A 13581-nucleotide genomic window follows, 5' to 3' on the forward strand; every position below is an offset into this window, starting at 1 on the left:
GTCAGTGCTTCGTTCCTGCCGGTTTGCCGCGACACCGATGCGACGAAGAAGGCGACCTTCTCGCTGGCCGCTGAAGGCGCCCGGAACCGTCATGGTCTCGGCGGCGATCACGACCATCGGTACGGCCATCTCGGGCGCGAACGGCACCACGGTGGGTCAACACGCCGACCGTGGTCGAGGTCAGGCTCGACACCGACATCCCCGCCGCGACCCAACTCCTGAGCCTTCGCAGTTTCATGAACAACGGCGCGACGGCGGCGGTCGCCTACGATTGCTCGGGGGGGTACGTGGAGACGGATTATTGAGGGCCCGCTGCTCCATTGCCTCGCTGGGCTGAGCGGTGCCCCTCTTCGCATTCGCCTCCCAGCGCAGAGACGGTGACCGTCCTTCGGCTTGACCTCAGGAAATACGGGCGGTCGCTTGGTGACCTTGTCACCCGCCCTCCGCGCGAAGCTGTGTCAAGAGTGCTCCATCAAGCAGGAGCATCGCCATGTCCATGATTCGCAGACCGGCCGACAACTGGGCCCCTCTCTACCTTCTCTCCTCTGTCGGGGCGGGCGGCCTTGCTGTCTCGTTCTTCATGTATCTGCTCTTCTGGGTGCCGCATCCCGGACGCGCCGTTCCGATCTTCGAGGACATCGCCGCAGCATTCGGCAAGGCGTCGCCTCTTCTGGCCACGGCGATCCTCGCCGCGGTGGCCGGCATCGCGATCTTCGGTGCCATGAACCTCTACCTCCTAGTCTGGAACCTCCGCCGCGTCGGCGCCTTCTTGGCGTCCGAAAAGGGACGGATGCTTGCAGGAGCCAACGCCCAGACCCAGATGATGACCCTGCCGCTGGCGCTTGCGATGTCGGTCAACGTCGGCTTCATCCTCGGCCTCGTCTTCGTTCCGGGTCTCTGGTCCGTCGTCGAGTACCTGTTCCCGGCGGCGATGGCCGCGTTCCTTGCCATCGGCGTGCTGGCCTTCCGGCAACTCGGCGGGTTTCTCGCCCGCGTCATCGGTGCCGGCGGTTTCGACTGCAAGGCCAACAATTCCTTCGCCCAGCTGATGCCCGCCTTCGCGCTCGGGATGGTTGGGGTCGGCCTTGCCGCTCCCGGTTCGATGAGCGCGACCGCGCTAACGGCGGGTGCGTCGATCATACTGTCGACCTTCTTCCTCGTCGCCGCCGTCCTGATCGCCGCGGTCGCACTGACCCTCGGCGTCCGCTCGATGCTGGAGAACGGTGTCGCCGTCGAGCAGGCGCCGACGCTCACGATCGTCGTGCCGCTGATGACGGTGCTCGGCATCCTCGTCCTGCGGCAGGATCACGGGCTCCACGTCCATTTCGGGGGACACGGCGGCGCCGGCGACATGCTGGTGACCCTGTCGTGGTTTATCTCGGTCGAAATCCTCTTCGCGCTCTTCGGCCTCACGATCCTGCGCGCGACGGGGTATCTGCGCCGCTTCATCATCGGATCCGAGACCTCGGTCGGCAGCTATGCGCTGATCTGCCCAGGCGTCGCGCTGTCGGTAATGGGGCACTTCTGGATCAACAAGGGCCTCGTCGCGGCCGGGCTGATCGCGAAATTCGGGGTGGCCTACTGGATGCTGACCGGCCTCGCGCTCGCAGTCCAGGCGGCCATGGTCGTGCTACTCCTCGTGCTCAATCGGCGCCACTTCCTCAGCGCGGCCCGGACCCCGGTCGTTCCTGCCGAGTGACTCGGAACCTCGGCCCGGCGCTCTTCATGCGCCGGGCAGGACGGAGATCAGACATGCATTGCGATCTTGATATCCGGGCCCGTCCCGATCCTGCGGTTCTGGAGAACGCCGTGGTCAAGGCGGGTGGCATCGCGCACGTGGCCGAGGCCGGCGCGACAGCCTTTCGCTGGCACGGCTTGCCGGAGGCCTTCGTGCTCCTTCGGTCCGGACGAATCACGGTCCGTTTCCGCACGAAACGGGCCGGCTTGCCATGGGCGGAATGCCGGGCATTCGCGGGGCAGGATTGCATGCCAGTCTCTGCGGCGATCCTGTCCGGCTCCCCGATCACGGTGCAGGCTGTCTGCCTTGAGCCGTCGACCTGGCACGAACTCGAACCGCAGGCCTTCATCCGTCTCGTCGGGGAAGATCCGGCCTTTCGGGCCGCCCTTTTTGCCGGACATGCGGCGCGTCTTCCACGGTTTTTCAGGCGCATCTCCGAAAAGGGCGTCGAGACGACTGACCAGAGGCTCGCGGCATGGCTGATTGCGCAGGGACAGGGCAACCCGATCGTCGCGACACATCGCGAGATCGCCGTGGATCTGGTGACAGCGCGCGAAGTCGTGTCGCGGCGTCTGAAGTGCTTTGCCGACAAGGGGTGGATCCTGCAGGCCAGGGGCCGTATCGAGGTCGTGGCACAGGGGGCCCTCTCGCGTGTTGCGCGAGGCTCGTCAACCTGGTGCGTGTCGGGTAGACAGACAAGGCGCGACATGCGCTGATCGCCATTCAGAACTGACTCGAAATCAATGCCCAGGAAAAAAGCCCCCGAGCATGCTGTGTCCTCACAGCGGCAAAGGGCAAGACAACGCATCATCCTGCCGGTGTCCGGGGACCTGAAGGCCGCCGGGCGTCTTGCCGTGCTCGCGGGGTTGCTCTGGCCGGTTCAGGCCGCCGCCATCGCCTGGGCGGTCTCGGGATGGGTCGAGGGCGAGGTCGAGCCGGCCCACACGCTTGGCGCCGCACTCGCCTTCCTGCTTGCCGGCTTGGTGCGGGCGATCCTCGACCATCGGGCCGGGGCGCTCCTGTTCCGGGCGGCCGATGCGACGATCGCGCGTGAGCGTGCCGCGATGATCCGGCGCGAGGCACGGGCGACCGCCGGGATCGGATCTGCGGCCGTCGCGTCGCTGGTCGTGCAAAAGCTGCCGCTGCTGCAGCCCTGGATCACCCGCTACCATGTAGCGATGATGCGGGTGTCGGTCCTGCCGCTGGTGCTTCTTGCCCTGTCCTTTTCCCTGTCCTGGGTCGTCGGGCTAACGCTGCTGGTCGCCGGGCCGCTGATCCCGGTTTTCATGGCGCTGGTCGGCATGGCCGCCGAAGAGGCGTCGCGGCGGCAGATGGACGAGATCGGCAGCATGAACGACATGCTGATGGACCGGCTTTCCGCACTGACGGACATCCGGCTTCTGGGCGCATCCGAGCGGGCGACGGTCGATTTCGCGGTGCGGGCCGAGGCACTGAGGGTCCGGACCATGGCCGTGCTCCGCATCGCATTTCTCTCCTCGACGGTGCTCGAGCTGTTTTCGGCCATCGGCGTGGCGCTGGTCGCGGTCTTCGTCGGATTCACGCTTCTGGGTGAGATCGGGTTCGGCAGCTGGGGCAGTCCGCTAACGCTCGGCGAGGGGCTGTTCCTCTTGCTGATCGCCCCCGAGTTTTTCCAGCCGCTGCGCGACCTTTCGGCGGCCTGGCACGACCGGGCCGCCGGATATGCCGTAGTTGCCGATCTCGATGCACTCGACGCGGCCGAACGGGCCTCGATGGTCGGGAGCGGCGAAGAGGCCGAACCGCTGGCGGGGGCGTTCTCGCTCCGGACGGAGGCCGCCGTCGCGGCGCTGCCGGGGCGAGAGGTGACGCTGCCGGACATCGTGCTCGGGCCGGGGGACGCGCTGGCCATCATCGGGCCGAGCGGTGCGGGCAAGACCACGGTTCTGGCTGCCATCGCCGGGCTGGTGCCGCTGGCGGCGGGGCGGATTTCCGTTTGCGGCAGCGCGCTGGGAAGCGGGACGGCGGACGGCTGGCGCCGCCGCATCGCTTTCGTCCCGCAGCGGGTGCATTTCGCGGACATGCCGCTGGGCGATTGGCTCGATCCGCGTGGGACTGGCGCCGACCCCTGGGCGGCGCTGCGGCTCGCCGACGCCGAGGGGATCGTGGACCGTCTGCCCGAGGGGCTGGCGACACGGCTGGGCGAGACCGGCGGCGGCGTGTCGGGCGGCGAAGCGCGGCGGTTGATGCTGGCGCGGGCGGTCATGGAAGGCGGCGACCTGATCCTGGCGGACGAGCCGACCGCCGATCTCGATACCGAGACCGCTACCCGGATTATCGCGGCGCTCGACCGCGTCCGGGGCGAAGGACGGGCGATCCTCGTGGCGACCCACGACCCGGCCTTGGCGGCGGTCATGGACAGACAAGTGGCGATGAGCGCATGAGCCAGGTTCTTCGGATCGTTCGCCGTCTTGTCGGTGCCGCGCCCTGGGCCATGGCACGAGGCGCGGCGCTGTCGGTCGTGGTGCTCGTCATGGGCGCGGCGCTTCTGGGCCTTTCCGGCTGGTTCATCACCGCCACAGGCATCGCGGGGCTGGCCGGAGTCGGTATCGCCTTCGACGTTTTTCGTCCCTCGGCCGGGGTGCGCTTCCTTGCGCTCGGCCGGACGGCGGCCCGCTATGGCGAGCGGCTTCTGACCCATGACGCCATTCTGCGGGCGCTGGCGGCGCTGCGGGTGGCGATCCTGCGGCGGCAGGCCGGCCTTGACGCCTGGGCGCTGGCGCGGCTCAGGGGCGAGGCGGTGCTGACCCGGATGATCTCGGACGTGGACGCGCTGGACGGGCTGGTGCTGCGCGTCCTGCTTCCGTCCGCGGCTGCGCTGTTGACTCACAGCGTGGTCTTTGCAGTGCTGGTCTGGCTGGCCGGTCTCCCGGTCGCTTTGGCGATTGCCGGTCTCTATCTGCCCGCGGCCGTCCTCGTGCTCTGGGCGCTCGCGCGGCGGACGCAAGGCCCTTCGGATGCCGCCGAACAAGGAGCCCAGCACCTGCGGCGTGGACTGATCGACATGATCCGCGACCGGGAGGCGCTGATCCTGACGGGCAGGCTCGACGTGCGGGAACGCGACCTAATGGGGCTGGACGCGGCCGTCCGGGCAGAAACGACCGGGCTCGACCGGATCGAGCGTAGCGCCGGCGCCCTGCTGTCCGTCATCGCCACATTGGCGGCCACCGGGGCGTTTCTCGCCGGCGGCTGGATGCTGGCAGAGGGCCGGGTCGACCCAGCGACGGCCGTGATTGGCCTGTTCGTCGCGCTGGCGCTGGCCGAGACGATCCTGCCGCTTCGGCGAGGGTTTGCGGACCTCGGGCGGATAAGCGGTGCGGCGCGGCGTGTGGGCCCGGCAATAGCTGATCTTTCCATCGTCGAGAGACCGCCCCTGAACAATGCGCCCGTTCTGCGGATCACGCGGCCTGACCTGTCCCTCACCCTCGCGCCCGGCGAGGCGCTGGCGCTGACCGGCCCGTCCGGCGCCGGCAAGAGCACGCTGCTTCTGGCCATCGCGGGGCTGTTGCCCGCGGACGGCATCACCATCGGCGGGCGCCCCCCGGATGCCTGGAGCGAGGCGTCCTTCCGCACTCGCGTCGCGCTTCTTCCGCAACGTAGCGCGCTGATCGCCGGCACGATCCGCGAGAACCTATGCCTCGCGGGGGGCTTCAGCGACGCGGAATTCTGGGCCTCGCTGGAGGCGGCCCAGCTCGCGGGCACGATCCGCGCGCGTGGCGGGCTGGACGAACGCCTGGGTGAAGGCGGGCACGGCCTCTCGGGTGGGCAGGCCAGACGCCTGGCGCTGGCGCGCTGCCTGCTGCGCCGACCCGATCTGCTGGTCCTGGACGAGCCGACCGAAGGGCTCGACGATGCCACTGCCGCAGCACTGCTCGGTAGCATCCGCAGGTACCTGCCCCGTGCAGCCATCCTTGTTGCGCTGCATCGCGGTGCCGATCATCCTGTCTTCGACCGGATCTGCCGTCTCGACGGACTTCGGTGACGAAATCACCAAACCGATGACCGTGATGATGCTAATCGGCATTCACGCGCTGACCATTGCGAGTCGCCGGGCGACTGCGCTCTGCGCAATAGAATAGGAGATCACGACATGGAGCTCGATATTGTCGAGCTGTCACGCCTGCAATTCGCGATGACGGCGATGTATCACTTCCTCTTCGTGCCGCTGACGCTGGGCCTGTCGATCCTCGTCGCGATCATGGAGACCGTCTACGTCATGACGGGCCGGCCCATCTGGCGGCAGATGACGAAATTCTGGGGCACGCTCTTCGGCATCAACTTCGTGCTGGGCGTCGCCACCGGCATCACCATGGAATTCCAGTTCGGCATGAACTGGAGCTATTACAGCCATTACGTCGGCGACATCTTCGGCGCGCCGCTGGCCATCGAGGGCCTGATGGCCTTCTTCCTGGAAGCGACCTTCGTGGGCCTCTTCTTCTTCGGCTGGGATAAGCTGAGCCGGGTCCAGCATCTCGTTGTCACCTGGCTGGTCGCGATCGGCTCGAACTTCTCGGCGCTCTGGATCCTCATCGCCAACGGCTGGATGCAGAACCCGGTGGGCGCCTCGTTCAACCCCGACACGATGCGGATGGAGATGGACAGCTTCTTCGAGGTGCTGTTCAACGAGGTCGCGCAGGCCAAGTTCGTCCATACCGTCAGCGCGGGCTATGTCACCGCCTCGGTCTTCGTGCTTGGCGTCTCGGCCTGGTATCTGCTCAAGAACCGCCACACGGCTCTGGCCCGCCGCTCGATCACCGTCGCCGCCGCCTTCGGCCTGGCCTCGGCCCTGTCGGTCGTCGTGCTCGGCGATGAAAGCGGCTACTCGGCCAGCCACACGCAGCGGATGAAGCTTGCCGCGATGGAAGGCATGTGGGAAACCCATCCGGCGCCTGCGCCTTTCACCGCCTTCGGCATTCCCGACGTCGAAGCCCGCGAGACGCATTACGCGGTCGAGATCCCCTGGGTGATGGGCCTGATCGGCACCCGGTCGCTGGCCAGCGAAATCCCCGGCATCAACGATCTTGTCGACGAGGCCGAGGTGCGCATCCGCTCGGGCATCGTCGCCTATGACGCGCTGATGACGATCCGCGAGCAGCGGGGCGACACCCCTGCCAAGGTGCGCGAGACGTTCGAGGCCCATTCTGACAACCTCGGCTTCGCCTTCCTGCTCCTGCGCTACATGGACGATCCGCGCGATGCGACGCCCGAGCAGATCGCGATGACGGCGACCGATACGATCCCGGGCGTCCTGCCGCTGTTCTGGGCCTTCCGGGTGATGGTCGGCCTCGGCTTCGCCTTCATCGGCGTGATGGTCTATTTCTTCTGGCGGTCGTCCTTCAGGCAGCAGAGCTATCCGCGCTGGGCCTTGCGGCTTGCCGTGGCGATCATCCCGGCGCCTTGGATCGCGGCCGAGCTCGGCTGGTTCGTGGCCGAATACGGTCGCCAGCCCTGGACGGTGGACGGCGTTCTGCCCACCGCGCTGTCGGTCAGCCACCTCAGCGTGCAGGACCTGCTGCTGACGCTGGCGGGCTTCGTGACCATCTACACCATCCTCTTCATCGTCGAGATGGGCCTGATGCTGAAATACATCCGCAAGGGCCCGTTCCAGGATGTCGAGGAAACCGAAGCCTGGGAGGCGCGGCACGAACATCGTCTGCGCACCCATGACGGACAGGGCCCCTTCGCCCCGGCCGGCGCCCGCGCCGCCTCGGCGGTGGACGACGGCTTCTCCGGTTCCAAGCCCACGCCTGCGGAGTAACGGACATGATCCTCTATGAACTTATCTCCTACGACGTCCTGCGGGTCATCTGGTGGCTTCTGCTCGGCGTGCTGCTGATCGGCTTCGCGCTGACCGACGGTTTCGACATGGGGGTTGGCGCGCTTCTACCCTTCGTAGGCAAGACCGACATCGAGCGGCGCGTGGCCATCAACACCGTGGGGCCGGTCTGGGAAGGCAACCAGGTCTGGTTCATCCTCGGCGGTGGCGCGATCTTCGCCGCCTGGCCGCCGCTCTATGCGGTCAGCTTCTCTGGCTTCTACCTCGCCATGTTTGCCGTCCTCGCGGCCCTGATCCTGCGCCCGGTGGCGTTCAAATATCGTTCCAAGCGCGACAGTGCGGCCTGGCGTTCGGGCTGGGATTGGGCGCTGTTCGTCGGCGGAGCGGTTCCCGCGCTGATCTTCGGCGTGGCGGTCGGCAACGTCCTGCAGGGCGTGCCGTTCGAGCTGACGCCGGACCTCTTCTCGCGCTACGAGGGCAGCTACTACGGTAAGTTCTTCGGCCTCCTGAACCCCTTCGCCCTTCTGACCGGCGTAGTTTCTCTGGCTATGCTTGTGACGCACGGCGCCGCCTGGCTGTCCCTTAAGGCCGAGGGGCCGGTCGCGGCACGGGCGCGGGCCATCGGGTCCGTCACCGGACTCGTGACAATCGGCGGCTACGTGCTTGCCGGCCTCTGGCTCGCCCTCGGGATTGATGGCTATGCCATCGTCGGCGACGTGATCACCGACGGGCCGTCGAACCCGCTCTATTCGGACGTCGAGCGCACGGGGTCGTGGCTGTCAGCCTATACGGCGCGTCCCTGGATCGCCATCGCGCCGATCCTGGCGCTGGTGGGCATGAGCCTTGCCGTGATGGGGCTGCGGGCGGGACGCGAGGTCTCGACGCTGCTCTGGTCCAAGCTCGGCATCTTCGGCGCAATCTCCAGCGTCGGGCTCACGATGTTTCCCTTCATCCTGCCCTCGTCGCTCGACCCGCGCTCGTCGCTGACGGTCTGGGACGCGTCGTCCTCGCATCAGACGCTTTTCATCATGCTTGTGGTGACTGCGATCTTCATGCCCTTGATCCTCGCCTACACCGCCTGGGTCTACAAAGTGCTCTGGGGCAAGGTGACCGAGAAAGACGTCACCGGCAATTCGCACACCGTCTACTGAGAGAGGGGAACCCGATGTGGTATTTCGCTTGGCTTCTAGGCCTGCCGCTCGCCGCCATCTTCGCCGTGATGAACGCCATGTGGCTGGAGTTGCAGCGCGACCGGGTGCTTGCCGATGAACACGAAGACCGCCCGCTCGCGGTCAGGGACTGAACAGACGGGCCGGTCCGAAGGGGCCGGCCCGGTCTTCTGCAGCGGCATTCGACACGGCCGCAAGTTGGAAAGGGCGCAACCGATCATGACCTGCAGGGAAAAATAGCACGACATGCGGGGCGAACTCCGCGCGCTCTACAAGGCTGTCCCGGAAGCCGCCTAGGCCTTCGGCGAACTGGGCAAGGCCGTCAAGGACACTGGTGTTCTCGGTCACAAGGAAAAGGATCTGGTTGTCATCGGCATGGCCGTAGTCCTGCGCTGCGAGCCCTGCATCACGACCCATGTCGATGCCCTACGAGGGGCGGGGCGACCCGCGAGGAGCTGGCCGGCGTGATCGCCATGGCGATCCAGATGAGCGCAGGGCCGAGGCTCATGTATGGCGCGAAGGCGCTGGCCCGTTGGGACGAGTTTTCCGCCGAGGGATGATCTTTCGCTGCCGGCCCGTTCGGTGACCAAGTCACCGTTCCGCAACCCGGACCGAGATAGACTATCGCATACAGAATCGGCAGCTGACTCGCGTATCCCATGCGGTGCCTGCCCCGGCGCATGTAAGGAGGAGCCGCCATGAAACGTAGAGACTTCCTGTCCTTGGCCGCGCTCGGTGCCGCTGCAGCGGCTGCTCCACTGCGCCGGGCAGACGCCGCGCCCAAACCAGTCGCGACCTCGGCCCATATCGTCATCGTCGGGGCCGGGGCGGGTGGAACGGCACTTGCCAACCGACTTGTCCGTCGTCTGGACGGCGCGCGGATCACGATCATCGACCCGCGGACGACTCATATCTACCAGCCGGGCCTGACGCTGGTCGCGACGGGTCTGAAGCCTGCAGACTACGTCATCTCGGACGAGGCTCGCTGGCTTCCCAACGGCGTGGAGTGGATCCAGAGCCGCGTCGCTGCGGTCGACGCCGAGGCGGAGACCGTCTCGACCGAGGATGGGACCGATATCGCCTATGACTGGCTCGTGCTGGCTCCCGGACTTGTGCTCGACTATGGCGCGATCTCGGGTTTCAGCGAGGATCTGATCGGCACAAACGGCATCGGCGCGCTTTATGGTGGTCCTGACGCGGCCGCGCGGACCTGGGCCGCGGCGCAGCGCTTTACCGAAGAGGGTGGGCGCGGAGTCTTCACCCGGCCAGCGACCGAGATGAAATGCGCGGGCGCGCCGCTCAAGCACACCTTCCTGATCGACGACATCGCCCGCCGCGCGGGCAACAGCGACAAGCTAGAGATGCTCTATGCCGCGCAGAACGACACACTCTTCGGTGTGCCAATCGTCAGCGAGAAGGTGCGGATGCTGTTCGAGGATCGCGGGATTGAGCCGGTTTATTCGCATGTCCTGAGCGCCATTGATCCGGGCGCAAAGCGCGCCACCTTCGCGACACCAGAGGGCAGCGCCGAGATCGACTACGACTACATCCACGTCATCCCGCCGCAGCGCGCGCCGGATTTCATCCGCTCCTCTGGCCTGTCCTGGGCAGACAAATGGACCGATCAGGGCTGGGTCGAGGTCGACATGGCGACACTGCGTCACCTGCGCTATCCCGAAATCTTTGCGCTTGGCGATGTGGCCGGCGTGCCAAAGGGCAAGACCGCCGCTTCGGTCAAATGGCAGGTGTCTGTGGTCGAGGATCATCTTGTCGCGGCAATAGACGGGCGCGAAGGGACCGAGACCTATGACGGCTACACCTCTTGCCCGCTGATCACCCGCATCGGTCGGGCGATGCTGGTCGAATTCGACTATCACGACAACCTTGTTCCCAGCTTCCCCGGCATGATCGCCCCGCTGGAGGAACTCTGGATCAGCTGGCTGATGAAGGAGGTGGCGCTGAAGGCCACCTACAACGCCATGCTGCGTGGCGATGCCTGAGGAGGACGCGAGATGAAAGATCTGACCTTCCAGACCCTGATCGCCGTCTTCGAGGAAATCTTCGGCAGATGGCTGTTCTGGGCGATGGTGGCGGCGGCGGTTCTGGTCACACTGGCCTATATCTATGTCTTGATCCGTGACCGTTCCGTCAGTTGGCGGAAGTTTCTTCTGGCGCAACTCTCGATGCCTGTCGGCGCCGTCGCCGCCGTCTGGTTCGTGATGGCGATGACTCATTCGCACCTTTCGGATATCGGCGGACCGGTCGACGTGATCGTGTTTCTCGGTGTGGCCGTGGCAGGCGCGGTTGGAATGGCGATCTTTGTCTATACCGTCGAGGCGCTGCTGGGCAGTGACCGAACCAAGGGCGATAGGGCCTGATTGAAGATGGGGCCTCGCGTCCGGCCGGGCCCCGCAAAAGAAGGAGAAAGAGAATGTCCAACGAAAAGATCGTCGAATACCTGCAACGTGCGTTGAAGATGGAACTGAGTGCCGCGCATCAGTATCAGCTTCACGCCCATACGCTGGACGATTGGGGGCTGACGAAACTCGCCGCGCAGATGCGCGAGGAGATGACCGAGGAGTTGGGCCATTCCGACATGTTCATCGAACGGCTCATGTTCCTGAAGGCGGCGCCGGATATGGGTTTCGACGCGACCCCGAAAAAGGCCGAAACCCTGCCGGCGATGTTCAAGGCCGATCTGGCTGACGAAGAAGAGGCCATCGACTATTATACAAAAGCTGCACAGCATGCGGCCGAAATCGGCGATATCGGGACCCGCACATTGTTTGAGAAAATCGTGCTGGACGAGGAAGGTCACAAATCCTGGCTGGAACTTCAGCTTGACCTGATCGAACGGCTTGGCGAAAAAACATACAGTTCCAAGCTGGTTTCCTTCGGTCACGATGAAGACGACTAGGGAAATACGACAATGACGGTCGTGGCTGAAACACCCCCGGAGCCGGCACGGCTGGAGCACTTTCCGATCAGCTTCTTCGGAATGGCGATGGGGCTGTTCGGCCTGACGCTTGCGCTTCGCGCGGGCGGATGGACGGCAGCCTCGGCTGCGACTGGCTGGGTGTCACTTGCGGTGCTGATCCTGCTGGGGGCTCTCTACGCGGCGAAGGCCGTGCGCCACCCTTCTGCCGTCGCGGAGGAATGGAACCATCCTGTCCGGCTGGCTTTCTTCCCCGCCATCTCGATTTCTGTGCTGCTGCTGGCGACCTTCCTACGCGATCTGGCGCCCGGTGCGGCCCAGGTTGTGTGGGTCGTGGGTGCTGCCGTTCAAGGTGTTCTGACGCTCGTCGTCATCACCACCTGGATTTCGCACCGCGCATTCGGGCCAGGACAGCTTTCGCCGGCCTGGTTTATTCCCGCTGTCGGGAACGTTGTCGTACCGCTCGCCGGGGCACCGCTTGGCCATATCGAGATCAGCTGGTATTTTTTCTCGGTCGGTCTGGTCTTTTGGCTTGTCCTGCTGACGCTGGTCTTCAATCGCCTGATCTTTCACGATCCGCTGCCGGGCAAGCTGCGGCCGACCCTCGTGATCCTCGTCGCGCCGCCGGCGGTCGCTTTCCTCGCCTGGCTTCAGTTAAACGGCGGCCAGATCGATGCCACCGCCCGGATCCTCCTGGACGTAGCGTACTTCTTCACCCTGCTCGTTGCAATCCAGGTCCCGGCGCTGCTGCGGCTACCCTTCGCGCTGTCCTTCTGGGCGCTGTCATTCCCGCTCGCCGCCGTGACGATCGCCAGCTTTCGCTTCGCAGAGAAGATGGGCTCTGCAGTGCATTCTGTTATCGGGCAGACCCTGCTGGCGGTGCTTGCCGTTACCATTGCGGGCCTGCTGTTGCGCACGATCCGTGCCGCGATGGCGCGCGAGATCTGTCAGCCAGAGGGCTGATCCGAGCGCTCCCGGAGTGACCGGCGTGCCTCGATCAGCGCATCGGCGATCCTGTGGTAGGTTGCGGCTTGTGCGGACGATGCCCGCCAGGCCAGCGCGATCCGACGCGGACAGGCGTCGGGAAGGGCACGCAATTCCAGCGCATGGCCCCGCGCGGCCCCTGCGTCCAGCGCGAGCTCCGGCAGGAGCGTGATGCCAAGTCCCTCCTCGACCATGGCAATCAGGGTCGGCAGCGACGTAGCCGCGAAACTCTGATCCTCGTCGAGCCTCACCTCGGGAAAGCTCGACAGGGCGTGGCGCTGCAGGCAATGGCCTGACTCCAGCAGCAGCAGCGCGCGGGAGGCCAGGTCCGTGCCTTTGACCGCAGGCGCGCAGGCCAGCGGATCGGTCGGTGGCGCGGCAAGGCGATAGCCGTCCAGAAACAGCTCCTCGGTGACGACCTGGGCGGGGAGCGCGTAAGGCAAGGCGATCAGGATCAGATCAAGCCGGCCCTCCACAAGCCCGAAGATGAGGGCTTCGGTCAACTCTTCCCGCAGATAGAATGCCGCACCCGGAAAAGCGGCCCGCAGAAGCGGCATTGCCCGCGGCATCAGGAAGGGGCCAATCGTCGGTATCGTGCCGAACCGGATATGGGTCGCCCCCGTGGCGTCCTGTCTGGCGCGATCCTCGAAATCCTCGACCCGGGCCAAGATGTCCCGCGCCCGCGCTGCTAGATCGGTGCCAAGCGGGGTCATCAGAACGGAGTGCTTCGTCCGCTCGGCAACCTGTATGCCCAAGCGCTCTTCAAGCTCCTTCAGGCCGGTCGACAGGGTGGATTGCGTGACATGACAAAGATCGGCCGCACGGGAAAAATTGCCGGTGGCGTCGAGCGCGGTCAGGAAGCGAAGCTGGCGGAGTGTGGTCATGGTGATTGATTTATTCGATCACCAGTTATGATACAATCAATTTCCAAGATTTCACGAGC

General features: G+C 65.7%; 13 protein-coding genes. 12 read left to right on the forward strand and 1 reads right to left on the reverse strand.

Translation table 11 applies throughout. The features are described from left to right. Window positions 1-490 precede the first annotated feature (490 nt). The 12 genes from LC062_RS12540 (at window position 491) to LC062_RS12595 (ending at window position 12617) form a co-directional block, all read left to right on the forward strand. Window positions 491-1699: a TsoY family (seleno)protein gene (locus LC062_RS12540; RefSeq protein WP_224911372.1), complete on the forward strand. Its 1209-nt coding sequence runs from the start codon at window positions 491-493 to the stop codon at window positions 1697-1699. Window positions 1700-1752: 53 nt separating this feature from the next. After that, on the forward strand, window positions 1753-2454 hold the full coding sequence (locus tag LC062_RS12545) for a Crp/Fnr family transcriptional regulator (RefSeq protein WP_224911373.1): 702 nt from the start codon (window positions 1753-1755) through the stop codon (window positions 2452-2454). A gap of 57 nt (window positions 2455-2511) precedes the next feature. Next, window positions 2512-4158 carry an ABC transporter ATP-binding protein/permease gene (locus tag LC062_RS12550; protein WP_224911374.1) on the forward strand — a complete coding sequence of 549 codons (1647 nt, stop codon included), beginning with the start codon at window positions 2512-2514 and terminating at the stop codon, window positions 4156-4158. Continuing rightward, window positions 4155-5756 (forward strand): amino acid ABC transporter ATP-binding/permease protein, encoded by a 1602-nt coding sequence (locus LC062_RS12555; RefSeq protein ID WP_224911375.1) that lies wholly within the window; start codon window positions 4155-4157, stop codon window positions 5754-5756. Before LC062_RS12550 ends, LC062_RS12555 begins: the two co-directional genes overlap by 4 nt. A 108-nt stretch (window positions 5757-5864) precedes the next feature. Beyond that, on the forward strand, window positions 5865-7532 hold the full coding sequence (locus LC062_RS12560; protein ID WP_224911376.1) for a cytochrome ubiquinol oxidase subunit I: 1668 nt from the start codon (window positions 5865-5867) through the stop codon (window positions 7530-7532). A gap of 5 nt (window positions 7533-7537) precedes the next feature. Then, window positions 7538-8701, forward strand: coding sequence for a cytochrome d ubiquinol oxidase subunit II (cydB, locus tag LC062_RS12565; protein ID WP_224911377.1), 1164 nt, complete (start codon window positions 7538-7540; stop codon window positions 8699-8701). A 14-nt stretch (window positions 8702-8715) separates the two neighbouring features. Beyond that, window positions 8716-8853 (forward strand): cytochrome bd-I oxidase subunit CydX, encoded by a 138-nt coding sequence (cydX, locus tag LC062_RS12570; protein ID WP_224911378.1) that lies wholly within the window; start codon window positions 8716-8718, stop codon window positions 8851-8853. A gap of 226 nt (window positions 8854-9079) precedes the next feature. Continuing rightward, entirely contained in the window at window positions 9080-9187 is a 108-nt protein-coding gene (locus LC062_RS21570) for a hypothetical protein (RefSeq protein WP_404829717.1), read from the forward strand. Between the two features lie 230 nt (window positions 9188-9417). Then, window positions 9418-10719, forward strand: a complete 1302-nt coding sequence (locus LC062_RS12580) for an NAD(P)/FAD-dependent oxidoreductase (protein WP_224911379.1) — start codon at window positions 9418-9420, stop codon at window positions 10717-10719. 12 nt (window positions 10720-10731) lie between these two features. Continuing rightward, complete coding sequence (locus LC062_RS12585; protein ID WP_224911380.1) at window positions 10732-11097, forward strand: DUF5368 domain-containing protein; 366 nt, start codon at window positions 10732-10734, stop codon at window positions 11095-11097. Window positions 11098-11150: 53 nt separating this feature from the next. After that, on the forward strand, window positions 11151-11636 hold the full coding sequence (locus tag LC062_RS12590) for a bacterioferritin (RefSeq protein WP_224911381.1): 486 nt from the start codon (window positions 11151-11153) through the stop codon (window positions 11634-11636). A 12-nt stretch (window positions 11637-11648) separates the two neighbouring features. Continuing rightward, entirely contained in the window at window positions 11649-12617 is a 969-nt protein-coding gene (locus LC062_RS12595) for an SLAC1 anion channel family protein (RefSeq protein WP_224911382.1), read from the forward strand. Here LC062_RS12595 and LC062_RS12600 read toward each other — a convergent pair. Next, entirely contained in the window at window positions 12602-13522 is a 921-nt protein-coding gene (locus tag LC062_RS12600) for a hydrogen peroxide-inducible genes activator (protein ID WP_224911383.1), read from the reverse strand. The genes LC062_RS12595 and LC062_RS12600 overlap by 16 nt on opposite strands. Window positions 13523-13581: the final 59 nt, after the last annotated feature.

It is taken from the genome of Stappia indica, from assembly GCF_020177335.1.
Taxonomy (GTDB): Bacteria; Pseudomonadota; Alphaproteobacteria; order Rhizobiales; family Stappiaceae; genus Stappia; species Stappia indica_B.

What these genes read in the sequence shown, in the direction of transcription:
- LC062_RS12590 (WP_224911381.1), top strand. Translation starts at nt 11,151, where the DNA reads ATGTCCAACGAAAAGATCGTCGAATACCTGCAACGTGCGTTGAAGATG.
- LC062_RS12555 (WP_224911375.1), top strand. Translation starts at nt 4,155, where the DNA reads ATGAGCCAGGTTCTTCGGATCGTTCGCCGTCTTGTCGGTGCCGCGCCC.
- cydB (WP_224911377.1), top strand. Translation starts at nt 7,538, where the DNA reads ATGATCCTCTATGAACTTATCTCCTACGACGTCCTGCGGGTCATCTGG.
- LC062_RS12560 (WP_224911376.1), top strand. Translation starts at nt 5,865, where the DNA reads ATGGAGCTCGATATTGTCGAGCTGTCACGCCTGCAATTCGCGATGACG.
- LC062_RS12585 (WP_224911380.1), top strand. Translation starts at nt 10,732, where the DNA reads ATGAAAGATCTGACCTTCCAGACCCTGATCGCCGTCTTCGAGGAAATC.
- LC062_RS12595 (WP_224911382.1), top strand. Translation starts at nt 11,649, where the DNA reads ATGACGGTCGTGGCTGAAACACCCCCGGAGCCGGCACGGCTGGAGCAC.
- LC062_RS12600 (WP_224911383.1), bottom strand. Translation starts at nt 13,522, where the DNA reads ATGACCACACTCCGCCAGCTTCGCTTCCTGACCGCGCTCGACGCCACC.
- LC062_RS12545 (WP_224911373.1), top strand. Translation starts at nt 1,753, where the DNA reads ATGCATTGCGATCTTGATATCCGGGCCCGTCCCGATCCTGCGGTTCTG.
- LC062_RS12580 (WP_224911379.1), top strand. Translation starts at nt 9,418, where the DNA reads ATGAAACGTAGAGACTTCCTGTCCTTGGCCGCGCTCGGTGCCGCTGCA.
- LC062_RS12540 (WP_224911372.1), top strand. Translation starts at nt 491, where the DNA reads ATGTCCATGATTCGCAGACCGGCCGACAACTGGGCCCCTCTCTACCTT.
- cydX (WP_224911378.1), top strand. Translation starts at nt 8,716, where the DNA reads ATGTGGTATTTCGCTTGGCTTCTAGGCCTGCCGCTCGCCGCCATCTTC.